This window comes from Pontibacter akesuensis, from assembly GCF_001611675.1.
Taxonomy (GTDB): Bacteria; Bacteroidota; Bacteroidia; order Cytophagales; family Hymenobacteraceae; genus Pontibacter; species Pontibacter akesuensis.
The window spans coordinates 944515-967344 of record NZ_CP014766.1; the positions used below are offsets into that span (position 1 = coordinate 944515).

Annotated in this window: 15 protein-coding genes; 9 read left to right on the top strand and 6 right to left on the bottom strand. The window is 52.3% G+C overall.

What is annotated here, in order from left to right:
- Positions 1 to 5 precede the first annotated feature (5 nt).
- Entirely contained in the window at positions 6 to 1112 is a 1107-nt protein-coding gene (locus A0W33_RS03910; RefSeq protein WP_068836956.1) for a sensor histidine kinase, read from the bottom strand.
- 607 nt (positions 1113 to 1719) lie between these two features.
- Between A0W33_RS03910 and A0W33_RS03920 the strand changes: the two genes are divergently transcribed.
- From A0W33_RS03920 to A0W33_RS03940, 5 genes are all read left to right on the top strand, one after another.
- Positions 1720 to 2823, top strand: coding sequence for a DUF3103 family protein (locus A0W33_RS03920; RefSeq protein ID WP_074937244.1), 1104 nt, complete (start codon positions 1720 to 1722; stop codon positions 2821 to 2823).
- Between the two features lie 148 nt (positions 2824 to 2971).
- On the top strand, positions 2972 to 3427 hold the full coding sequence (locus tag A0W33_RS03925; protein WP_139237198.1) for a hypothetical protein: 456 nt from the start codon (positions 2972 to 2974) through the stop codon (positions 3425 to 3427).
- A 9-nt stretch (positions 3428 to 3436) separates the two neighbouring features.
- Positions 3437 to 5836, top strand: a complete 2400-nt coding sequence (locus tag A0W33_RS03930; RefSeq protein ID WP_074937247.1) for a TonB-dependent receptor — start codon at positions 3437 to 3439, stop codon at positions 5834 to 5836.
- A gap of 10 nt (positions 5837 to 5846) precedes the next feature.
- Complete coding sequence (locus A0W33_RS03935; RefSeq protein ID WP_172798086.1) at positions 5847 to 6692, top strand: DUF4249 domain-containing protein; 846 nt, start codon at positions 5847 to 5849, stop codon at positions 6690 to 6692.
- Between the two features lie 350 nt (positions 6693 to 7042).
- Positions 7043 to 7624 carry a DUF1579 family protein gene (locus A0W33_RS03940; protein ID WP_068836961.1) on the top strand — a complete coding sequence of 194 codons (582 nt, stop codon included), beginning with the start codon at positions 7043 to 7045 and terminating at the stop codon, positions 7622 to 7624.
- 84 nt (positions 7625 to 7708) lie between these two features.
- Here the strand turns inward: A0W33_RS03940 and A0W33_RS03945 are convergent, their stop codons facing one another.
- Positions 7709 to 8056 (bottom strand): MGMT family protein, encoded by a 348-nt coding sequence (locus tag A0W33_RS03945; protein ID WP_068836962.1) that lies wholly within the window; start codon positions 8054 to 8056, stop codon positions 7709 to 7711.
- A gap of 203 nt (positions 8057 to 8259) precedes the next feature.
- Between A0W33_RS03945 and A0W33_RS03950 the strand changes: the two genes are divergently transcribed.
- From A0W33_RS03950 to A0W33_RS03965, 4 genes are all read left to right on the top strand, one after another.
- Positions 8260 to 9345, top strand: a complete 1086-nt coding sequence (locus A0W33_RS03950) for an efflux RND transporter periplasmic adaptor subunit (RefSeq protein ID WP_068836963.1) — start codon at positions 8260 to 8262, stop codon at positions 9343 to 9345.
- A gap of 207 nt (positions 9346 to 9552) precedes the next feature.
- On the top strand, positions 9553 to 12633 hold the full coding sequence (locus A0W33_RS03955) for an efflux RND transporter permease subunit (RefSeq protein WP_068836964.1): 3081 nt from the start codon (positions 9553 to 9555) through the stop codon (positions 12631 to 12633).
- A 31-nt stretch (positions 12634 to 12664) separates the two neighbouring features.
- Positions 12665 to 13999 carry a TolC family protein gene (locus tag A0W33_RS03960; RefSeq protein ID WP_068836965.1) on the top strand — a complete coding sequence of 445 codons (1335 nt, stop codon included), beginning with the start codon at positions 12665 to 12667 and terminating at the stop codon, positions 13997 to 13999.
- A gap of 104 nt (positions 14000 to 14103) precedes the next feature.
- The gene (locus A0W33_RS03965; protein ID WP_068836966.1) at positions 14104 to 15384 is read left to right on the top strand and encodes an MgtC/SapB family protein; all 1281 of its coding nucleotides are present in this window, start codon (positions 14104 to 14106) and stop codon (positions 15382 to 15384) included.
- A gap of 179 nt (positions 15385 to 15563) precedes the next feature.
- On the opposite strand, the gene A0W33_RS03970 is transcribed toward A0W33_RS03965, so the two are convergent.
- From A0W33_RS03970 to A0W33_RS03985, 4 genes are read right to left on the bottom strand one after another with little or no spacing between them, the layout of a single operon-like run.
- Positions 15564 to 16685, bottom strand: a complete 1122-nt coding sequence (locus A0W33_RS03970; RefSeq protein ID WP_068836967.1) for a glycoside hydrolase family 43 protein — start codon at positions 16683 to 16685, stop codon at positions 15564 to 15566.
- Between the two features lie 48 nt (positions 16686 to 16733).
- Positions 16734 to 18440 carry a glycoside hydrolase family 43 protein gene (locus A0W33_RS03975; RefSeq protein ID WP_172798087.1) on the bottom strand — a complete coding sequence of 569 codons (1707 nt, stop codon included), beginning with the start codon at positions 18438 to 18440 and terminating at the stop codon, positions 16734 to 16736.
- A gap of 56 nt (positions 18441 to 18496) precedes the next feature.
- Complete coding sequence (locus tag A0W33_RS03980) at positions 18497 to 21442, bottom strand: glycosyl hydrolase 115 family protein (RefSeq protein ID WP_229802252.1); 2946 nt, start codon at positions 21440 to 21442, stop codon at positions 18497 to 18499.
- 53 nt (positions 21443 to 21495) lie between these two features.
- Positions 21496 to 22815, bottom strand: a complete 1320-nt coding sequence (locus A0W33_RS03985) for an MFS transporter (protein ID WP_068836968.1) — start codon at positions 22813 to 22815, stop codon at positions 21496 to 21498.
- Positions 22816 to 22830 lie beyond the last annotated feature (15 nt).

Consider the following 22830-nt stretch of genomic DNA (forward strand, 5'->3'; position numbering starts at 1 on the left):
TTCTTTTACGCAAACATGATGCTCAACCTGGCGGAGTAGCTGTCCGGCTCGTCTTCTATCTCTAGTTCGTAGCGCTCCTCGTAGAGCAATTCCAGGCGGCGCTGCAGGTTTTTCAGGCCAATACCCGATGCCATGTCGCGGGAACATTTACTTGCTTTATCGCCGCATTTGCAGTTCTCCACCAGCAGCACCAGCTCCTCTTCCGTCACGCGCACATCTATCCGGATCCAGGCATTTTTGGTTTCGGTACTTACGCCGTGCTTAAAGGCGTTCTCCACGAACGGCAGCAACAGCATGGGCGCCACCTGCCGTCCGGCTATACTTCCGGTGGCCGAGAACTGCACGTCTACCCGATCGCCATAGCGCACCTGCTCCAGCGCAATATAGTTTTTGATGTAGTTCAGCTCCTTTTCCAGCGGCACCATGGCCGCGTTGGCTTCGTAGAGCATGTAATCCATCAGCCCTGACAGCTTCAGCACCACCTCCGGCGCATTGTCCGATTTCTTGAGTGTGAGCGAGTACAGGCTGTTGAGCGTGTTGAACAGAAAATGCGGGTGGATCTGGGCTTTCAGAAACTGAAGTTCCGCCTCCAGCTTGTCCTGCGTCAGGTTACGTGCCGACTGCTGGTGGCTGTACCAGTTCTTGAGCAGGGCAATCACCGCCGAAATGGCCACCACATAACTCACGTTCATCATGTTCTTGATAAAGCGGTACAGGTTCAGGTTGTCCTCCGTGCAGGTAGCCGAGCAGAAAAGCGGGTGAATCAGGAAAGGCATCAGCACAAATTGCATCACCGCCCCAATCGCCACTAAGAGCAGCAGCAGGTACACAAAAAACTCGAGGTAGCGTTTCTGGAGCAGGTAGCGCGGCAACAGGTAGTACATGTTAAAGTATACCAAGCCCATTTTAAAAGGCAACTCCACCAACTCCACCATAAAGGCATAGTAATAGTCGTCTATATAGCTGCCGTACAGCAGGCCGAAGAACACCACATACACCGACCAGAAAACCAGGTGCAGCAGCATACGGTTCTGAGTAACGCTGCGCAGTGTGGGCAGGCTCCAGGTGGTGCCGGTGTCAAGGGTGTTAGCGGTGCTCAGCTTTATCTCCATACTACAAAGGTAATTGTTCCGGTGCAGGTAGCCATTGTGCTGCGCTTAGTTTTAGACGGTTAGCCTTGTGCTTTGCCCAGGCTACAGCCTATACCTGCCCAACAGCGCCAGCCGTCGAAGGGTTTATACTTAAAGGTATGCAAGTGGCACAGATAACAGGTTGACGAAACTGCTCCTTTCCGCTGTTATAGTTAAAATACCAACAGGCGTTGATCGTAAAGCTCAAAACGCAACTATACAGATGCAACAGTACCTCGTGAGGAAATAATTTTCGCTTCTATTGCATTATATCCTTACAATCTGCAACTCACCCATCTTATTTAGAACCTCTTATTAAAACCAAAACAGCATTAACCCTATTACACAATGTTACTTTTTGCCATAAATATTCTCACATACTATGCCTTTAATACAATTAAAGACGCTTCAGATAAAAAAGTCATCTTAGCCAACTTTGAAATGTTACTTTCTGCTGAATACATTCTTTTATATTGTAATATTTCTTATAAATATTTGAATATGAAAAAAAATAAATATCAAACTCGGAGCTGCACTATGTGCTGCGGCGTTAATTTTCACGGGATGTGAAAAGGAAACGTTAGATCTTATGCCTACAGATAGTAATGAATCAAACACTGTTAACCACTCAAGTAGAGCTCAGGATGCCAAAATGGAAAGCTTCGCTAAAAGCTTAGCTCGTTCCCTTGAAAACGAAGCGGTAAGGAAATTCATCAAAACTGAAGCAAATAAAAAATTTGATGGAGACTTCGAGTTCCTTTACAAAGAATCCAGTAAAGCCTTGATAGCTAATGAAAAATTTGAAAACTTACTAGCTAAAGAACATAAAGCAATTAATCAACTTAGCAAAGATGCCGATGGAGTAGAATTTTTACATAACATTTCTAATGAGATACCACTTCTAAATATTGCAGTTCCTGCAAATATAGAAGAATGGAATACAGAAGAATATACACCACTTGTCGCTGTGATTCCTAGTAATTTTAATGATCAAACAGCAGGAACAATAAAAGCATATGATGCTAAAGGCACGGTTACTCTATTATCTATTAAAGACAAGCCAAACGTACCTGTTATAGTTGTTGGTCGAAATGAAAGGGTAGAATACAATAGCATCAATCAAACGTATTCACAAAAAAGCTATGCGGGCACCTCAGGCAAAGCAACAAATTACATACTACCCGATGATCCATATAGTGGCGGCGGTGGCGGTGGAACCACTACGAATTATTGTAGACAGAACTTAAAAACTGATTATATAACTGGCATATATTTTAGTGACTTGAGCTACTATGAAGCTTGGGCACTAGGTCAACCCGAAATAGTTTATCAGGTTAAGAATCCAAACAATGATTCTTTTTGGGCAATGGGTAATGTGAATGACAACAGAAGTGATTTTGACTATTGGTATAACATGAATGCAAATTCTAATTATTGGGACACTAATACTATGCCTAACACTGCCAGCTATTTCTGGTTCGAAGATGATGGAGGCTTTGAAACAGAACATAATGTTAGTGTAACATTCAAGTTATTTGGACAATCAGTAACTAAAAGTGTTAAATTCAAAATCAAAAATGATGATGATGTCATGGGCCACTTAGCTGTAGTAGTTGGTACTTGCCCATCGGGAGAATCTTATACTATGGGTGGAGGCGACGGCACGTTTAAATTTAAACTTGTGAGTAAATAAACTTCATAAAACTTGTATCTTGAAGTAGGTACTAATCCTTTTCAAGATACAAGTTTTATGAAGCAATATTAACACAATATAAATATCAGGCCATATAATTAAATATATCCTGATGATTTTTTTATTTAATGATTCCAAATATTTCAAAATGAAACAAATTTACACCCTACTGCTGCTAATAGCCGCGGCAGCCACCACCGCCTGTGACAAAGATCAGAAAACGCTGAACCAGTTGGATGGCACCTGGCAGGTTAAAGAGGTAACACACCTGAAGCAGGACACCACCAAACTCCCTTCCTCCGGCACCATCACCCTCACAAAGTGCAATCTGGATGATGCCGCCAAATCATGCCCCGGCACCTTTACCTTTAACAGCCAACCGAGTAAAGAATTGGTTTATTCCGTCATGGACAAAGGCAAAACAATCAACTTCACCGCCGCAGGCTCGCACGAAGGCTTTATGTATATGCTGTATGGCCCCTGGAAAGTTGTACAACAAACCGACGACAGGCTGGAATTGGAAGGGGAAGCGGCCTTGTCAGTGTTCAATGCCGCTACGCGCACACCCAAAAGAGTGGATGTGCGCATGGTACTGGAGCGGTAAACAAAACCAGTGCGTTATTTATACTTTGCAGTTCTGCTACTGACCTTAACAGGCAGCAGCTATGCAGCGTTGGCGCAGGCGCCCGCAGCACGGGTAACGGTGAGCGGCTTTGTACAGGATGCACGCTCAGGCGAACGCCTGGCCGGCGCAGTGGTTTCGGACGGAATCACCGGCACAACCACCAATACCTATGGCTTTTACAGTTTGCGCGTAACTGGCAGTAACCTGCAGTTGCAGGTACGTTATCTGGGATATGCCCCGCTTATACTACCGGCAGGCTCTCTGACCCGCGATACCCTAATCACACTGCAGTTGCTGCCACTGGCCAACCAGCTACAGGAGGTAACGGTAGCAGCCGAGAAAGTGACCGACCTGCAGCAGGCCAACCGCCTCTCGATGCGGAGTGCTGAACTAAAGCAGCTCCCGCGCCTGATGGGCGAGGCCGATGCCGTGAAAGCCCTGCAGCTGATGCCCGGGGTACAGGCTGGGCGCGAGGGCTCTTCGGACATGCATGTGCGTGGCGGCGGTCCCGATCAAAACCTGATCCTGCTCGATGGGGTGCCGGTGTACAATGTGTCGCACCTGCTGGGCATGTTTGCGGTTTTTAACCCGGATGCCATTAAAAACGTGGACCTGATTAAAGGCGGCTTTCCGGCGCCTTACGGGGGAAGGCTGTCTTCGGTGGTGGATGTGCAGTTGAAAGAGGGAAACAACCAGCGGTTCGCCGCCGAGGGTGCCGTGGGCATCGTCTCTTCCAAACTGCTGCTGGAGGGCCCGGTCAAAAACGAGAAAACAGCCTTTCTGATCGCCGCGCGGCGCACCTATCTTGATGCGTTCACAGCAGCCGCTGCAGCCATAAGCGGCGAGAAAGTCAGCAACTACAACTTTTACGACCTTAATGCCAAAATCAACCACACCTTCTCCCCGACTGACCGGGTATACCTTAGTGTGTATGGCGGCCAGGACAGGTTTTCGGACAAAGATGAGTTTTCAGGCACCGGTTATAAAGAGGAGCAGCAATTCAGGATGCGATGGGGCAATGCGACAGGCGCCCTGCGCTGGAACCACGTGTTCGGGCCCAGGCTGTTCAGCAACCTCACCCTAACGCACAGCCGCTACAGCTTTGCGCAGGATGCAGCGTTTCAGCTAGTCCGTCAAGAAGTAAAGACGCAACGGCAGACAGACTACAGCTCAAGTATAAAAGACTGGGGCGCTAAGGCTGACTTTGACTTGGCAGCCAGTGCACGGCACAGCATTCGGTTCGGGGGCAGCTATACGTACCATAACTTCAACCCCGAGGCCAGCACCCTGCGCACCGACACCCTTACCCTTACCTCAAGCTCCTTTTCTACCATTCGGGCGCATGAGTTTTATACTTATGCCGATGACCGCCTGCAGCTAAGCGAGCGCCTGCAGGCTATTGTGGGGCTGCACTTTTCGGGTTTTGCCGTGAACGGCGCCTTTTATACTTCACTGCAGCCACGTTTGAGCCTGGGTTATACTTCGGCGAAAGGTATAAGCCTGCGCGCATCTTACGCCACCATGGCCCAGTACCTGCACCTGCTTAGCAACACCTCCACAGGCACCCCCACCGACATCTGGGTGCCAGCCACCGATAAAGTAAAACCGCAGCGCTCGTGGCAGGCTACCTTAGGGGCTGCCGCCTCACTGGCGCAGGATAAACTGGAGCTTACATCAGACCTGTATTACAAGGAGATGCAGGACGTGGCGGAGTTCCGGAACGGGGGTGACTTTATAGGCGACTTTCTGCGGAGCGGACCACAGACCAATTTCTCTAACTTCGTGGCCCCTCCGTACGAAACCCGCATTGCAAGCGGCAAAGGCTGGAGCTACGGCTGGGAAACCATGTTGCGCAAACGCCAGGGCAGAACCACCGGCTGGCTTGGCTATACATTATCCTGGTCGTGGCGGCAGCTGGACAGCGTAAACTTTAACCGAAAGTACCCCTATACTTACGACAGCCGCCATAGTATAGCGTTCGTCGCCAACCACCAGTTTGATGAGAGGTGGAGCTTGGGAGGCAGTTGGGTATACCGCACCGGCTTTGCCACCACCCTGCCACTGGTCCGGTACAAAGCCTACCAGGAGCCGTCGGCGCAGCGCCCGGGAGTAGATGCGCCCTTCGTGGAGACAGTGGACTATCTGGGGGAGCGCAACAACTACCGGATGCCCGCTTACCACCGCCTCGACCTTAGCCTGACGCACACGAAAAAGAAAAAATGGGGAGAACGCAGCTGGAATGTATCCGTGTACAACGCCTACAACCGCAGGAACCCTTATTACCTGTACCTCAGCAGCACCAGTTCCAGCATAAGCTCTCCGCGCCGGCTCTTCAAGAAATCGTTGTTCCCGGTGCTGCCCTCTGTAAGTTATGGTTTTAAGTTTTAGGATGATGCTGATGAGAAAGACCCTGCTACTGCTTTGCCTGCCCCTGCTGCTCTGGAATTGCACCGACGTGGTGGAACTCGACCTGCCCGAGCAGGAGCCGCTGCTGGTGGTAAACAGCCTGTTTACGCCCGACAGCGCCTGGACTGTGGATGTCAGCGCCAGCCAGAACGCCCTCTCCACTGAGCCGTATGAGCAGGTGCAGCACGCTACGGTAGCAGTATACCAGGGCAACAAGCTTCTGTTCAACATGGACCATGCAGGAAACGGCAAGTATAAAGCGGCGGATGTGCTCCCGCAGGCGATGGAACATTATACGCTAAAAGTCACGGCTCCTGGTTTTCCGGCCTGTGAGGCTACCGGCTTTGCCCCTGCTCTGCCTGCAATAAGTTCCCTGAGAGTGACCAGGGCTTCTGCACCCAAAGACCCAAATATGCCTGAGGCAGAAGTAACCTTTATACTAACCGATGCGCCTAATGTTCAGAACTATTACTACATCAGCGCATACTTTCCGGACACGGCCCATACCGGCGAGGCGTATAAGTTTTACCTTAACCTGGACATGCAGGCTCCTTTTGAAGAGGAGTTCACCATGGGCGCGCTCTATTTCTTCAGCGACAAACTGATAGACGGTAAAGCCACTACACTGAAGCTGCGCTACGAACTACCGCAAAAAGGAACTCCCCTCTACCTGAACATCGCCCAAATCAGCCCAGACTATTACCTGTATGCTCAAACCTTAGCCAGGTATTCGGTAGATAACTTCATGACAACGCCGGGTCCGGTGCACAACAACATTAAAAACGGCTTGGGGATTTTCGCAGGTTACAATACCACCACCTACCTTATTCAATACTAATCCATAGTATAAATCCGCAGGAAGTCATACCTGAAAGAGGCAAGTATAACTTGTAACCCAGATGTGTGCCTGTGTATACCCTCGCTGCCGTTGGCCTGATTTCTACAGGCTAACGGCAGCCTTTTGTGCCGCTCCTATCCTCGCCATATAAGCCCGCACGTCGGCTGTTCGTCGGTAAAATCCGCGTGGCCCGCGCCCTTCGTACAAACATTGCATGGCTATGGCTACTACTCCAGGGGGTTGGTCTAAAAGCCCAAACGCGTGTTTATAAAGTAGTTATACTTGTACTGTTCTGGCGCACCAGTCACGCGCAGCACACCGACCGATTATCCACCACAAAAAATAAAACTATGAAAAAATCTATCACATTCCTTTTGGCAGCGGTGCTGCTGATAGGAGCAGCTCCTGCCACTCAGGCACAGGAAAACAACACTCTCACCACCAAAGAGGCAAACCAGTTGCTTCAGCGCATTGTGGGCAATTGGCAGGTAAACCGGTATGTAAGTGAGCCGGTTTCCTACGCCCTCACCGAGTTTAGGGGGAACGCCAACTGCAAGAAGGGCGCGAACTCTGAGTTTGTGCACGAAACCTCGCATGTAAGGCAACAGGACGGCAGTACCCTTACAACGGAGGGCTTCTTACGCTATGCAGCGGCTAAAAACCGCTTTGAGTTTGTGGAGCTTAACAAAAAAGGCAAAGAGGTTGTCCTGATGGTGGGCAACTGGTCGCCGGCTTATAATACGCTGGTACTGCGCCCGGTAATGAAAAACGGCCAATGGGACAAGAAAACAGACCCAAACATGCAGTGCCTGTACGTGTTCCGCAACGACGGCTCTTTCATGAAGATCGTGCGCACGTATGACACCGGAGTCAACTCCTACAGAGTAATCTCCCAAGATCATTATGCTTCCCGGGATATAGCAAAGTCGTAGCAAAGCGCATTCCTTGCAGCAGGAGCACAGGGCATGGATTCCATAGGAAACCGCGCCCTGTGCTCCTGCTTTTTGCTGCCCCTGCTACAGCAGCTCTTTGGCAGGGTCCCAGAACAGCTGGTCAAAATCCACCACCTTATCGTTCTGCACACGAACGCCCTCCTGCTCCAGCCGCTCCTGCATGGCGCTGGGCACATCGAAATGCTGCTTGCCCGTGAGCAGGCCAAGCCTGTTTACCACCCGGTGTGTGGGAATCTGGGAAGCCGAGAAAGGGTGCGCGGCAATCAGCGCCCACCCTACCATGCGCGCCGAGCCCTTGGAACCCAGGTAGCTGGCAATGGCCCCGTAGGAGGAAACACGCCCTCTCGGTATAAGCCGCACGACCTGGTACACATCCTCAAAAAAATTCCTCTTGTCTGGTTTTTCCTTCATAAAATAAAAATCGGAGACTTTTAAACCTTTAAAAAGGTTGTCTGTCTAAACATTGCACCTGTTTGTAGAGATTCACTACGTTATTTTTTTAAATAGTGGATAAGGCCGTAATTTTAAAGCTGCCGCAACAGGAACCGAAGAAACACCGCGTTAATTTTACTTATACCATTGCGCACACTATTTATACTTGTGTTTAAACATTCATGAACAAAACCGTTAAACCCATCCTGATACTGATAGCCATTGCGGTTGTCGCCTACCTGCTTGTAAGTAAAGTATTTTCCGGGACAGAAGAGCAAAAAACTGAGGCTAAGGGCGGCGGCGGACCTATGGCGCAGAAAGTAGCCGTAGACGTGTTTGTGGTATCGCCTTCGGCGTACCAGAACAAGATCACCTCTACCGGTACGGTTTTGCCAAACGAGGATGTGGAACTCCGCAGCGAGATTACCGGCCGCGTTACCAACATCAATTTTGAGGAGGGCGCGCGCGTGAAGAAAGGCCAGCTGCTGCTAACGGTAAACGATGCTGAGATGCGTGCCCAACTGCAGAAACTGCAATCCAACCAGAAACTGTACAGCGACATGGAGGCACGCCAGCGCACCTTGCTCGAGAAGGAGTACATCAGCGCGCAGGAGTACGACCAGGTAAGCAACCAACTGGCCACCGCCACCGCCGACATACAGGCCCTGAAAGCCACGTTGGCAAAGGCATACATTCGCGCTCCTTTTGATGGCGTAATCGGTTTGCGCCAGGTAAGTGAGGGCAGCTATGTTACAGCCAGCACCCCGATTGCCCGTGTGGTGGATATAAGCCCGGTTAAAATAGAGTTTTCGGTGCCCGGCCGCTACAGCCAGATGGTGAAAGAGGGCGATGAGATTACCTTTACCTCCGAGGGCAGTGCCGAGCGATACAAGGCCAGAATTTACGCCATACAACCTAACATAGACCCCACCACCCGCACCATGCAGGTGCGCGCCCTCTACGAAAACAAAGACGAGTCCATGAAGCCGGGAGGTTTCGTGCGGGTAGAACTGCCCCTGAAGGAAATGGAAGAAGCCATACTGATTCCAACAGAAGCCATCATCCCTGAGGCCTCAGGGCAGAAAGTGTTTTTAGCCAGAAGCGGCAAGGCTGTTCCTACTATGGTGAAGATTGGCCAGCGCTCCGAAACCCTTATTCAGATTCTGGAAGGCATTGCGCCAGGAGACACCATTATCCGCTCCGGTATTTTGCAGGTGCGCCCGGGCTCTGAGCTTAACATCCGGCAAGTAACAGAAACAGGCAAGTAGCGCATGTAGAAGCCAGGGGGTAGTGCGTTAATGGGGCGGTAAGCATCCGCTCCTGCACATAACAAGCCGCTCTACCTGAATTTCTACCTGGCGGGCACAGAAAAACCACAGGAAGGCGAAGTATAAAACGCCTTCTTCCGGAACAAACCTGCGGGTTTGGTGATACCCTGAAGCTGCAGTATTACTCTATAGCAAGTATAAATCTTTATGGCAAGCTTATCCAATATTAGTATAAAACGCCCGGTACTGGCCATCGTGATGAGCATCACGATCATGGTGTTCGGGTTTATTGGCATTACGTACCTGGGCGTGCGCGAGTACCCAAGCGTAGACCCGCCGATCATCAACGTGCGGACTTCCTACACAGGCGCTAACGCCGAGACGATAGAGTCTGAGATTACCGAGCCGCTGGAGGAGTCCATTAACGGTATTGCCGGCATCAGAACCCTTACCTCCAGCAGCAGCGAGGGAAGCAGCAACATTACAGTGGAGTTTAACCTGAACGTGGACCTGGAGACAGCCGCCAACGACGTGCGCGACCGTGTGGCGCGTGCGCAGCGCCGCCTGCCCGAAGATGCCGAGCCGCCCACTGTATCGAAAGCGGATGCCGACGCCAACCCCATCATCATGCTGGGTGTTAAAAGCGAAACCCGTTCGCTGCTGGAGCTTTCCGACATCGGCCTGAATGTGTTTAAGGAGCAGCTGCAAACCATACCAGGCGTAAGTGAAATTATGATCTGGGGAGACAAGCGCTACTCCATGCGCCTCTGGATGGACCCCGACAAACTGGCTGCCCTGCAGGTAACACCCCTGGAGGTACAGAATGCCCTTGTTCGCCAGAACGTGGAACTGCCGTCGGGAAGTATTGAGGGTGCCTCCACAGAGCTTTCCGTACGCACCATGGGCCGCATCTCCACCGTGGAGGACTTTAACAACCTGGTAGTCCGGCAGGATGACACCCGCCTGATCCGCTTCCAAGACATTGGCTATGCGCAACTTGCCCCAGAAAACGAGAAAACCGTATTGCGCTACAATGGTGTGCCGATGATTGGTGTCGTGCTTGTGCCGCAGCCAGGCTCCAATCAAATCGAGATCGCGGATGAGTTCTACAAACGCCTGGAACACATTAAAAAAGACATTCCGGAAGATCTGGAGCTTATCATCGGCTTCGACAACTCTCAGTATATCAGGGCCTCTATTTCTGAGGTAGAAGAAACCATCTACGTGGCGCTGGGGCTGGTAGTAATTATCATCTTCCTGTTCCTGCGCGACTGGCGCTCCACCCTTATTCCCGTGGTGGCCATACCAGTGTCGCTCATCGGTTCCTTCTTCATCATGTACGTAATGGATTTCTCCATCAACGTGCTTACGCTGCTGGCCGTGGTGCTGGCCATTGGCCTGGTGGTGGACGATGCCATTGTGATGCTGGAGAACATTTATGCCCGGATAGAAAAAGGGGAAGACCCCAGAAGCGCCGCCAAGAAAGGCTCCTCTGAAATATATTTTGCCATTATCTCCACCACGGTTGCGCTGGCAGCCGTGTTTATGCCTGTTGCTTTCCTGGAGGATACCACCGGTCGCCTTTTCCGGGAGTTTGGCATTGTGATAGCCGGTTCGGTTATTATCTCCTCCTTTGTATCGCTTACCCTGACGCCGATGATGTCGTCGCGCATTCTGAAGCACCGGGAGCGCCCAAACTGGTTTTACAGAAAGACAGAGCCCTTCTTTACTTCCCTTACCGACGGTTACCGCAGCAGCCTTGAAAGCTTTATGAAAGTGCGCTGGGTTGCCTTTGTACTGGTTATTCTTTCGGCAGGAGCCATCTGGTGGCAGATTTCTACCCTGCAGTCGGAGCTAACGCCAGACGAGGACAGAAGCGGCCTCCGGATTAACGCCACCGGCCCTGAGGGTGCCTCTTACGAGTTCATGGACAAGTACATGAATGAGCTGACAGCCCTGGTAAACGATTCGGTGCAGGGCATTGCAAGTATAACCTCGCTAACGCGAAACTCTAACTCAGGCTTCATTCGCCTGCGCCTGGTTGACCCTGACAAGCGGGAGAAATCTCAGCAGCAAATTGTGGATGAGTTACCGGCACTCCTGAACCAGATACCCGGCGCCCGTGCTTTTGCCTCAGGCGACAAAGGCCTTGGCGGCGGTCGTGGTTCCGGGCAGCCGGTGCAGTTTGTGGTGCAGTCGCAGAGTATGGAAAAGCTGCGTGAGGTGATTCCTCCTTTCCTGGAGGCGGCGCAGGCGGACCCTACCTTCCAGTTTGTGGATGTCAATTTGAAATTTAACAAGCCGGAGCTACGCGTAGAGATCCTTCGGGAAAAAGCGCAGTCGTTGGGTGTGAGCGTGCGTGACATTGCCCAAACCATGCAGCTTGGCCTTAGCGGGCAGCGCTTCGGCTATTTTGTAAAAGGCGGCAAGCAGTACCAGATCCTGGGCCAGGTAAGCCGCGAGAACCGCAGCGAGCCATTGGACTTGCGCAGCCTGTACGTGAAGAGCAGCTCTGGAGAACTGATACAGCTGGATAACCTGATCGAGTTGTCCGAAGAAAGCGCCTCACCGCAAGTATACCGCTTCAACCGATTCGCCTCGGCTACCTTCAGTGCCTCTTTGGCCAAAGGAAAAACGATTGGCGACGGTGTGGAAGCGATGGATGCCATTGCCGACCAGGTACTGGACGAAACGTATCAAACCTCTTTGACTGGCCAATCCAGGGATTTCTCTGAAAGCTCCGGCAGCTTGCTCTTCGCTTTCCTGCTGGCCCTTGGGCTGATTTACCTGGCACTGTCAGCACAATTCGAAAGCTTCCGCGACCCTGTTATCATCATGTTTACGGTGCCACTTGCACTGGCTGGAGCACTTGTCAGCCTGTGGTACTTCGACGAAACGATGAACATCTTCAGCCAGATAGGTATGATTATGCTCGTGGGTCTGGTAACTAAAAACGGTATCCTGCTGGTAGAATTTGCCAACCAGCGGAAAGAAGAGGGCCTCACGAAGCTGGATGCCGCCGTAGACTCCGCCGTTTCGCGTTTCCGCCCGATCCTGATGACGTCGCTCTCCACCATACTTGGCACGCTGCCGATTGCCCTCGCCTTGGGTGCAGGTTCTGAGAGCCGCGCTTCCATGGGTATCGCTGTGGTGGGCGGCTTGATTTTCGCCACAGGCCTGACGTTGTATGTTATTCCGGCTGTATACTCTTACTTCTCATCAAACAGGGCTACCCGCGTGGAGGACACAGAGGAGGAAATGAAACCAAAAACCGCCGTGAAGGCATAATCATCAAAGCTAAATACTACCGCGCCGACGCATGTTTAAGTTTAAGAAAGCCGCTATACTTGTTTTTTCTGTTGTACTGCTGTTGCCTCACCTGGCCCAGAGCCAGGACCTGTTAACCCTGGAGGAGGCCATTCGCATCGCATTACAGCACAATTATGATATCCGTATTGCCGACACTCAGGACGAGATAGCCTCTAATAACGCGACCCGCGGCAATGCCGGTTTTTACCCAACCATTACCGGCAGGGCTGGCCGTGATTTCTCCGACAATAAAACACGCAACCAGTTTGAGAATGAGCCAGCGCGCGAAATCGACAACCTGAGAAACAACAGCACAAACGCCAGTGTGCAGTTGGCCTGGACGGTGTTTGACGGAGGACGGATGTTTATTGCCCATAACAGGCTGCTGGCGCTCGAGAAGTCTGGACAGCTTTTGACAAAGGCCACCGTGGAGAACACCGTGGCAGACATCTCAGATGCCTACTACGAAGTAGTGCGACAGGCGCGCCTGATTGATGCACTGGAGGAAGCCATTGAAATATCGCAGCAGCGTGTAACCATTACGCAGGAGCAGGTAAACGTGGGTGTGAGCGCAAAAGTGGAAGTGCTGAGGGCCCAGGTTGATTTAAACGCCGACCAATCGGAGCTGCTGCGACAGCAGGAAGCGCTGCAGAACGCCAAGATAAACCTGAACCAGCTTCTCGGACGAAACCCAACCATCGGCTTTGTATCCACCGATACCATTATAGTAGACAAGCAACTGGAGTACCAGGTGGCAAATGCAAACCTGATTGAGGCAAACCCGAGCTTGCAGCGCCTGCAACTCGAGCGCGACATTGCTCAGTTCGATTTACGGGCTGCCCGTGCGCTGCGCCTGCCTACGATTGGGGTTACAGGCGGTTATGGCTACAACCAGTCGTTGCAGGACCCTGTAATTTTTGGTAACACCGTGGGAACAAACGAGAGCCAGCGCCAAGGCTTTAACTACGGCCTTTCCTTGTCGCTGCCCATCTTTAACGGCTTTAACATCAACCGCCAGGTGCAGAACTCACGCATCGGCATCGAAACAACACAGCTGCAGTATGCGCAGGAGCAGAACAGGCTGGAGTCGGAGCTGGCACGTGCCTACAGCCAGTATACCAACCGCCTAAAGCTGCTGGCGCTGGAAGAAGCCAACCTGAAGCTGGCCGACGAGAACGCCAACATCGCGCTGGAGCGCTACCGCCTGGGTTTGCTTACTGCCATCGAACTGCGTGAGGCCCAGCGAAACCAACTCATCGCCACCAATCGCCTGATCAACATCCAGTACGAGGCGAAAGCCGCCGAGGTAGAGATTAAACGCCTGACCAGCGAACTGCTGCAGTAAAACCGACCGTAGCGGGCTTCGTATGAAGTATAGCATTTTAAAAGTATAGCCATGGCTATACTTTTTCTTTTTTAAGGCTATCTTAGTACCACTTGGTTTACCCTATGGAGCTAGCGCTTTTCCAGATTTTAGGTATTTCCCTGGGCCTTGGCCTGCTGGTTGGGCTGCAGCGGCAGCACGACCAGTCAGAACTGGCGGGCATACGCACGTTCCCGATCATCACCATGTTCGGCACCATCTGCGCGTTGCTGGCCCAGAACTTTGGCGGATGGATTATTGCCATGGGCCTGGTGAGCCTGGCCGGATTGGTGGTTGTGGCCAACCTCATGAAGCTCAGGCAGCCGCCGTTTGACGTTGGCCTGACCACAGAGGCTGCCGCCCTGCTGATGTTTGCAGTAGGTGCCTACCTGGTGCCCGGCAGCAGTACCGTGGCAGTGGCTGTGGGCGTTTTAGTGGCCGTTCTCCTGCACCTGAAGGAGTACCTGCACCGCATCGTCTCCAAAATAGGGAGCAAAGACCTGAAGGGCATCATGCAGCTGGCGGTCATCTCGCTGGTCATCCTTCCTATACTTCCAAACGAAACCTACGGACCTTACGGCGTCTTAAACCCGCACAACATCTGGCTCATGGTGGTGCTGATCACGGGTATAGGCCTGCTCGGGTACTTTGCCTACAAAGTACTGGGGCAGAAAGCCGGGACGCTGCTAGGAGGTGTGCTGGGTGGCCTTATTTCAAGTACAGCCACTACCGTGAGCTACGCCCGCCGCACGAAATCCTCCCACACCGGTAGCACCCTTGCGGCGATCGTAATCTTCATCGCCTCGGCTGTCTCGTTTATTCGCATAATTACTGAGGTGGCCGTGGTGGCTCCGGAAACGCTTGCTACTGTGGCGCCGCCCCTGGCTGCCGTGTTGCTGCTGATGCTGGTTTTAGGAGGTGGCCTATACTTCTTTAAAGACGACGGTGAAAGCCAGATGCCCGAGCAGGGCAACCCGGCGCAGCTGAAGACGGCCTTTGTTTTCGGGGCAATTTACGCCATGGTTATACTTGCCACGGCCTTTGCGCGGGACCAGCTGGGCAGCAGTGGCCTGTACATTGTGGCTGTTATCTCAGGCTTAACGGATGTAGATGCCATTACGCTGTCCACTTCCCGCCTGATGACCACCGGTGATCTGACACATAGCAGCGGCTGGCGCGTTATCCTGGTTGCAGCGCTTTCTAACCTGGCTTTCAAAGCGGGGCTGGCAGGTGTACTTGGAAGCCGCTCTGTTTTCGGAAAGGTTGCCCTACTCTTCGGTATCGTAATAGCTGGCGGCCTCCTCGTGTTGTGGCTGTGGCATGACCATTTTCAGCTCCCTCTAGGCATGTTTGGGAGTGGGGAATAAGTGGTGCCGCTAGAGAGCTTTTGCTTCAATCACTGCCCCAAAGTATACCTCCCTCTTTAAGCTTAGCCTATCTTTAAAAGAAGACATCCCGGACAGAACCTGCCCGGGATGTGAAAGAATGTGCTATTCACCTAATTTATTCTTTTTGCCTGGCAAGCCATCAGGCAAGCAGGTAAAAGTTAACTTTTCTTCTGCTCTTCAGGCGTTACCATTGCATCGATGGTTTCAATAGAGCCATCCGGGTTGTGCTTCAGTTCCGTCACTTTCACGCTTCGCAGGTGGGTTTTACCGCCTGATAGCGAACTGTCGTGGAAGAACAGGTACCATTTGCCGTTATGCTCTACAATGGAGTGATGGTTGGTCCAGCCAAGTACAGGCTTCAGGATTACGCCCTGGTAAGTGAAGGGTCCCATCGGGCTGTCTCCGGTGGCATAGGCAATGTTGTGCGTGTCGCCGGTAGAGTAAGAGAAGTAGTACTTGCCGTTATACTTGTGCACCCAGGCAGCCTCAAAAAAGCGTCTGTCGTTGTCGCCTGTCAGCAATGGCTTTCCGTCCTTGTCCAGAATCTGCACATCCTTTACGCCACCATCAAAGCTCATTAAGTCTCCGCTCAGCTTCGCTACCTTCGGCATTAATGCTGGCTGGTCATCTGCCGGATATTCATCCGTCGCCTTATACTTCCCGCTGCTCCAGCGCTGCAGCTGGCCACCCCAGATACCGCCGAAGTACATGTAATAATCCCCGTTATCGTCTTTAAACACGGCAGGGTCAATGCTGTAGCTGCCCGTGATCGGCTCAGGCTGCGCCTTAAAAGGCCCTGTTGGGGAATCGCTGGTGGCTACACCAATGCGGAAGATGTCCTGCTTATCTTTAGCCGGGAAGAACAAATAATATTTACCGTCTTTTTCTGCGGCATCAGGTGCCCACATCTGTCTTCCGGCCCAAGGCACATCCTTAATATCCAATGCCACATCGTGCAGAGTTACCTCTCCTCCCACACTATCCATCGACAGCACGCGGTAATCCGTCATGGCGAAATGTGAGCCGTCATCTTTCTCAGGAACCTTCGCATCAATGTCGTGCGACGGGTACACATAGATCTTGCCGTTAAACACGTGTGCGGACGGGTCGGCCGTAAAAATCTCTGTTACCAAGGGCTCTGATATCTGAGAAGTCTGCTCCGCTGTCGCTTCCGTATTATCGGTTTCCACTTCCGAATTGGAGCTTTGGCAACCACCTGCCAGCAGAGATGCAACCAGCAGGGTAAATGCTGTTTGTTTAAGAGGGGTTTTCATTATCATGTTCTGATTTATAGTGATGAATCTTTGAAACTAATTTACTGATTAAATCTACTTTATGGAGGCTGGTGCGCTGTTATAAATGGCATCGTTGCCAGCATAGTCAAACCAGTTGAAGGTAGCTTTTGCTGTGGAGGGCTTGCCTTGCGAGGTGGCAAACACCCCCAGGGTTGTTCCAACGAAACCGCCCGCCTTGCGGGTGCTCAGGTAGGTGCCGTCCACGTTGTCCTGCAGTAGTTTCCAGCTTCCTTCCTTGGTGGCATAGTAGAAACTGTACTTGCTGCCGTCGAACGCAATTCTGAGCTGCAGCGGATTTTTGCCTTCCTTTTTGCTTAGCGGAGCTTCAGCAAGCACCGTATTATCGGCTTTCCTTAACTGCACCACCTGCTTGCCCCTGGAGCGTGTCTTGCCAAGAGCGTAATGGTTCTTCTCTCCCTGAAAGGCCGCAATTCCCGCAAACTCATTCTCGGCGGTGGGTTGAAACTGCATTTTGGTGCTGGCACTCCCCTTCAGGTGCTGCTGTCTCCTGGCAACAAAGGAGGGGTTGCCTTTCCCGGTAAGTTCCTCCGGGCGCACCTCCAGGGTCAGGCTGCCTTTGGGCTGGCTCAGGCTGTACCAGTCAGACTGTGGGGTACGCAGCATTATCCAATACATAGGCAACTCACTTTCCTCAAAGTCCTCCCGGTAGGTAAAGTTGCCGTTCAGCGGAAAATCACTTCCCTTGTTTTCCGGCAGATTCGGGCGCGTGTAGCTGTATTGCACCAGGTCGTTTCCCGCGTTGATGATAGGCCAGCCATCTTTCCAAGTAACCGGAGCCAAAAAGGTTTCGCGGCCAATGTTGTAGTGGTCTTCTGTATCGTAAGGACGGGTTGCCAGGAAAATAGCCCACCAGTCGCCGTTCTGCGTCTGCACCAGGTCGGCGTGGCCCGTGGCCGATACAGGGTTCGGACGGTCGTTTGGCAGGTGGCGCTGTGTAAGTATGGGATTATTCTCGTCCGGAATGTATGGCCCATCTACCTTTTCACTGCGCAGAATTACCTCCGAGTGGTTAACGCTTGTTCCGCCTTCAGCCGCCATCAGATAGTAGTAGCCGTTATGCTTGTAAATGTGCGGCCCTTCAATCCAGACAGGCTTTTTAGAAATATCTACGCCACCATTCACCAGTATTTTAGGCTCCCCCACGGTTTTCAGGTTTTTATAATCAAATTCCTGCATGCGGATGGTGCGGTGGCCGTCATACTGGGGTTTGTTATCTGGCGCTTCGCTGTTGTAAATAATGTAGGCTTTGCCACTTTCGTCGAAGAACAAGGAAGGATCGATGCCACTAGCCTCCGGCAGCCACACCGGGTCTGACCATGGCCCTGCCGGATTTTTGGCCGTCACCACGAAATTACCGCCATTGTCAATCAGCGTGGTTACCATGTAAAAAGTGCCGTCGTGGTGCTCAATAGTTGGAGCAAAAATCCCGCGCGAGACGCCGAGCCCTTCCGTGTCTAACTGCTCCGGTCGGTTTAGTATGTTTCCGATTTGCTTCCAGTTTACCAAGTCGGTGCTGTGGAAAATAGGCACACCAGGGTAGTAGGAGAACGTGGAAGTGATCAGATAATAATCGCTGCCTACACGGGTTATACTTGGGTCCGGGTAAAAACCCGGAAGGATAGGATTCACAAACGTATCCTGTGCCTGAGTTGCCAGCGAGCTTAGTGCCAGGGCGGTAGCCACACAGGCTCGTTTGAGAAGGCTTTTATACTTTGCCATAGTTGTGTCGTTTCTTTTGGAGTTTTCGGAGTGGTGACATTCTCACCATTATAAACTTATTTTACTGCTGTGCCTGCCGTGGCTTTTGTACTTTCTGGCGGGCCCAGGTAACTGGGTTTTCCTCCTTCTGTCTCCACTACTATCTTTTGCAGTACTACTCCCGGGTCTACCATCCATATTTTCAGCACATGCTGCCCTGGTTTGCTTACCTGGTGCTTCGACTCGGTTATGTTGATGTTATCAGCCACCCACTTGTCCCAGGAGTTATTGCCCTTGCTGTCTTTGTGGATGTTGATGATTTGCGGTGCGGCATCGTCAATGGCAATGGCATAGCGCAGTCCTTCCGAAGCGTTGTAGTTTAGCGTCGGCGAGGCGTATACTTCTACATTAACTTCACCGCTGTTGAGCAAATACAGATCATACTCCAAATGCGGGCTATTCTTGCCTGGCTGCTTGCTTGCTGCCGTTACCGGAAAAGGCGACACGGCTGAACCTGTGCGGCCCAGGTCGGCTATAACTTTCCATTCCACGCCTTCAGCACCTACGGCACGGGAATAATTCGCCGCCTCCATCGCTACATAGCCGTTGCTTTCCACGAAGCCCTTTACATTTTCAGCCTGCAGCGAAGCCGGGTTGTTCACCACCGCCTGCACCACCACGCGCTTTCCGTTCGGGCCAGTGATGGTGATGGGCACACGCTGTACTCCTTTCGGTGCCTGCTTCCAGTCGGCGCTAACCAAGATGCGCTGCTGGTCCTGCACTGTTCCCTGCTGCTGGCTTACCTTCAGCCAATCGGCTCCCGTTTTCACGGAATACCTGAACGGCGCCTGTCCGCGGTTAAACACTTCGATGTAGTACGCTTGCTGTCCGAAGGGAGTTAATTCCGGCAAAACGGCTTCGCCTTTTGCGGCAGGCCACCAGGCAGTGTCACCCTCTATTGCAACACCCATTTCAGCACCTGCAGGCAGTTTAATCTCCTTTACTTCGGGCAGCACGTCTTTCTCAGGCTGTTGCCAGTATGTATAGCTGATGTGCGTCTGGTCCATCATATGGCTCCATTTGCCATCAGCAATATCCTCGTTGTAGATTCTGGAGAGTTCCTGGTCTAAGGCGAAAAGCGCCTCTGCCCTTTTCGCCATATCGTTTGTGGCGGCGCGGCCCTGCCTGGCGTAGAGGCGGTTCTTGGCTACCGTTAAGTACAGTGCGTTTAGATTAGCGCTGGCTTTTACCGGGTGCAGCACCAACTGGAAGTACGCGTCTTTATACTCAGCCGGAATCGCTTTGTAGAGTTGCTCGGCTTTCTCTGTCAGCGCCATGTAATCAGCTACCACGGTTTCAAATTCGCGGTAGTTAGTCAGGCTGTAGGTTTCCGGTGATAAAAGCTCCGGCTTGCGTCGGGAGTTATACTTGCCATACTTGGCGAGCAGTTCGGCGATCTCTTCAGCATACTGCTCCGGGAACTGCTGCGCTGCCCATTGCTTCGTGTACTCATCCAAGCGCTCTGCAGGCCATTTCTCCGGGTTCCAGGCATAGTCCAGGAAAAAGGAAGTGGGGAATTCCATTGGCTTGATGTCGCCTACGTTCACGATCCAGATCCGGGTGGCGTCGTGCTTGTAGGCCAGGTGCATCTGCTCCCAAATGCGCGGCAGCGGGTTGGTGTTGATCCATTTGTAGTTGCGCGGTCCGCCCACGTAGTCGAAGTGGTAGTAAACGCCGTAGCCGCCAGCATGCTGCTTCTCTCCCACTTTCGGCAACTTGCGGATGTTCCCCCAGTTGTCGTCAGCTAAAAGCAGCGTTACATCGTCCGGCACGCGCATTCCTTTGTCGTAGTAGTCCTGCACCTCTTTGTAGAGCGCCCATATCTGCGGTGTTTCAGAGGCTGGCTTACCGGTTACTTCTGAAATGATCTTGCGCTGATCTTCCACAATTTTCTCCAACAGGGCAATATTGCTGCCTTCGCTCATCGGCTCATCGCCATCGCCGCGCATGCCTATGGTTACGATGCTTTCGTTGTCGCCCATGCGCTCAATGCCCTTGCGCCAGAAATCCTGCAGGTTCTCTTTGTTCGTCTGGTAGTTCCAGGGGCCTTTACCATAGCGTTCCCACTCCACGTGTGCCCGCGATAGCGGCTCGTGGTGCGAGGTGCCAATCACCACACCGTACATATCTGCCAGTTCCGGGCTTTTCGGATCATCATCATAAATAGACCTGCCCCACATGGCTGGCCAGAGGTAGTTGCCTTTCAGGCGAAGGATCAGCTCGAACACGTGGGCGTAGAACTTAGAGTTAAAGCCGCCAAATTTCTCGGTAGCCCAGCCCGCCAACGCTGGTGCCTCGTCGTTGATGAAGATGCCCCTGTACTTAACCTTCGGCTCGCCGTCGGTATGGCGCCCCGCCTTAACATACAGGTTCTGCTGCTGCTTTACCGGCACATCCGCCCAGTAATACCACGGCGACACGCCGATTTCTGCCGACACATCATAAATGCCGAAAATAGTGCCGCGCATGTCGCTGCCGGCAATTACCAGGGCCTGGTCCACGCCGCGCATCGGCTTGTCGACCACCTGCACCAGGTACGTTTCCCATTTACCGGAAATGCCTGACACATCCAGCTTCTTGTTTTTAACCAGCTTATCGATTATGGGGCTTTGGCCAAGCGTACCAATCAGCACCACCTGCTTCGCCTTCGGCGCTTTCTTATCCACCGTCAGGTTTGGCTGCACATTGGTTACCCGCTTCAAATCCGCCTGCAGGTCTTTTGCCGCCCTGATCACGCCTTCATCCGCTCCCGTGCTCAGAAACAAAGGAGCAGACTTACCGGCTACCGAAAGAGGAAAGCTGCCGTTTGTTTTAAAGGTGGAGATGTAAGTGGAATCGTTAACGGCTGCCAGGGCTGGTTGCACCAACGAAATTATGAACACGGCCAGCGCAGTCAGAATTAGCTTGTGCCTCTGATGAGGCTTGTCCTGGGGCGAAGTATAAGGGAAGCGTATCATTTTCATTTCCGGTAATTTACAGCAGCCAAAGGCCGCTTCGTTTATAAAAATTCGAGGCACTACAGCTGCACCAGCTTCTCACGCGGTGTGAGGAAGTGCATCAGTACCCAGGCCAGCAGGTATGCAAATGCGCAGACGGTGAAGATAATGTTGTAGCCGGCGCCAAGGTTGCCAAGGTTGATGTAGTAGTCGAGGACAGCGCCAATAAACAGCGGGAACAAGGCCCCTCCTATTGAGCCTGCCATGCCACCGATGCCTACCACAGAGCTCACGGCACGCTTCGGAAACATATCAGACACCGTGGTGAAGATATTCGCACTCCAGGCCTGGTGCGCGGCGGCGGCCAGACTGATTAGGCCAACGGCAACCCACATGTTGGAAGTATAACGGGCCAGCATGATCGGCACCACCAGCAGCGCGATGATAAGCATGGCTGTTTTGCGTGCTCTTACAACAGGCATTCCTTTTCGGATAAGGTAAGACGACAGGTATCCCCCGCCTATACTTCCCACCGTAGTGGCTGTGTACACGATGGCCAGCGGCAAGCCCAAACTGCTAAGGTTAAGCTCAAAAGTGGAACTGAAGTAAGAAGGCAGCCAGAACAGGAAGAAGTACCAGATCGGATCGGTAAAGAACTTCCCCACAATAAACACCCACGTCTGGCGGATAAAGAGGAGCTTTCCCCATTTCAGCGGCTTTTCGTTATCCTCGGCAGGAGCTTCGTCATGGTCGCTGTGGATGTAGTCGAACTCTCCCTTGCCCAGGCGCTTCTGCTTTGAGGGAATCTCATAAAAAATGAGCCAGAAAATTAACCAGATAAAGCCGACGGCTCCTGTTATGATAAAAGCCTCTTCCCAGCCATAGTTTACCACAATCCAGGGCACCAGTAACGGGGCGGCGATGGCTCCCACGTTGGCGCCACTGTTAAAAAGTCCTGTCGCCAGCGCCCGCTCCTTTTTCGGAAACCACTCGGCCACGGCTTTGATGGCAGCCGGAAAGTTACCTGACTCGCCCACACCCAGCGCTGCCCTGGCCACTCCGAACCCGAAAGTTGTCCGGGCGATCGCGTGCCCCATGGCGGCCAGGCTCCATACCACGATGGAAAGGGAATAGCCCATTTTTGTCCCGATCTTGTCGATAATCCGCCCGAATACCACCATGCCCAGCGCGTAGGAAGCCGTGAAAGCCGTTACGATGGCGGCATAGTCACTCTCCGTCCAGCTGAACTGTTCTTCCAATACGGGCTTCAGGATGCCGACCACCTGCCTGTCGAGGTAGTTGATGGTGGTGGCCGTGAACAGGAGGAAGCAGATGGTCCAGCGATAGGAACCGATCTTTACTCTTTCTGTGGCTGGTTCAGTGGTAAGGGGAGCGCTCATGGTAAGGTTAGGTTC

What these genes read in the sequence shown, in the direction of transcription:
- A0W33_RS03985 (WP_068836968.1), bottom strand. Translation starts at nt 22,815, where the DNA reads ATGAGCGCTCCCCTTACCACTGAACCAGCCACAGAAAGAGTAAAGATC.
- A0W33_RS03935 (WP_172798086.1), top strand. Translation starts at nt 5,847, where the DNA reads ATGAGAAAGACCCTGCTACTGCTTTGCCTGCCCCTGCTGCTCTGGAAT.
- A0W33_RS03960 (WP_068836965.1), top strand. Translation starts at nt 12,665, where the DNA reads ATGTTTAAGTTTAAGAAAGCCGCTATACTTGTTTTTTCTGTTGTACTG.
- A0W33_RS03955 (WP_068836964.1), top strand. Translation starts at nt 9,553, where the DNA reads ATGGCAAGCTTATCCAATATTAGTATAAAACGCCCGGTACTGGCCATC.
- A0W33_RS03940 (WP_068836961.1), top strand. Translation starts at nt 7,043, where the DNA reads ATGAAAAAATCTATCACATTCCTTTTGGCAGCGGTGCTGCTGATAGGA.
- A0W33_RS03965 (WP_068836966.1), top strand. Translation starts at nt 14,104, where the DNA reads ATGGAGCTAGCGCTTTTCCAGATTTTAGGTATTTCCCTGGGCCTTGGC.
- A0W33_RS03910 (WP_068836956.1), bottom strand. Translation starts at nt 1,112, where the DNA reads ATGGAGATAAAGCTGAGCACCGCTAACACCCTTGACACCGGCACCACC.
- A0W33_RS03975 (WP_172798087.1), bottom strand. Translation starts at nt 18,440, where the DNA reads ATGGCAAAGTATAAAAGCCTTCTCAAACGAGCCTGTGTGGCTACCGCC.
- A0W33_RS03980 (WP_229802252.1), bottom strand. Translation starts at nt 21,442, where the DNA reads ATGAAAATGATACGCTTCCCTTATACTTCGCCCCAGGACAAGCCTCAT.
- A0W33_RS03950 (WP_068836963.1), top strand. Translation starts at nt 8,260, where the DNA reads ATGAACAAAACCGTTAAACCCATCCTGATACTGATAGCCATTGCGGTT.
- A0W33_RS03945 (WP_068836962.1), bottom strand. Translation starts at nt 8,056, where the DNA reads ATGAAGGAAAAACCAGACAAGAGGAATTTTTTTGAGGATGTGTACCAG.
- A0W33_RS03970 (WP_068836967.1), bottom strand. Translation starts at nt 16,685, where the DNA reads ATGATAATGAAAACCCCTCTTAAACAAACAGCATTTACCCTGCTGGTT.
- A0W33_RS03920 (WP_074937244.1), top strand. Translation starts at nt 1,720, where the DNA reads ATGCCTACAGATAGTAATGAATCAAACACTGTTAACCACTCAAGTAGA.
- A0W33_RS03925 (WP_139237198.1), top strand. Translation starts at nt 2,972, where the DNA reads ATGAAACAAATTTACACCCTACTGCTGCTAATAGCCGCGGCAGCCACC.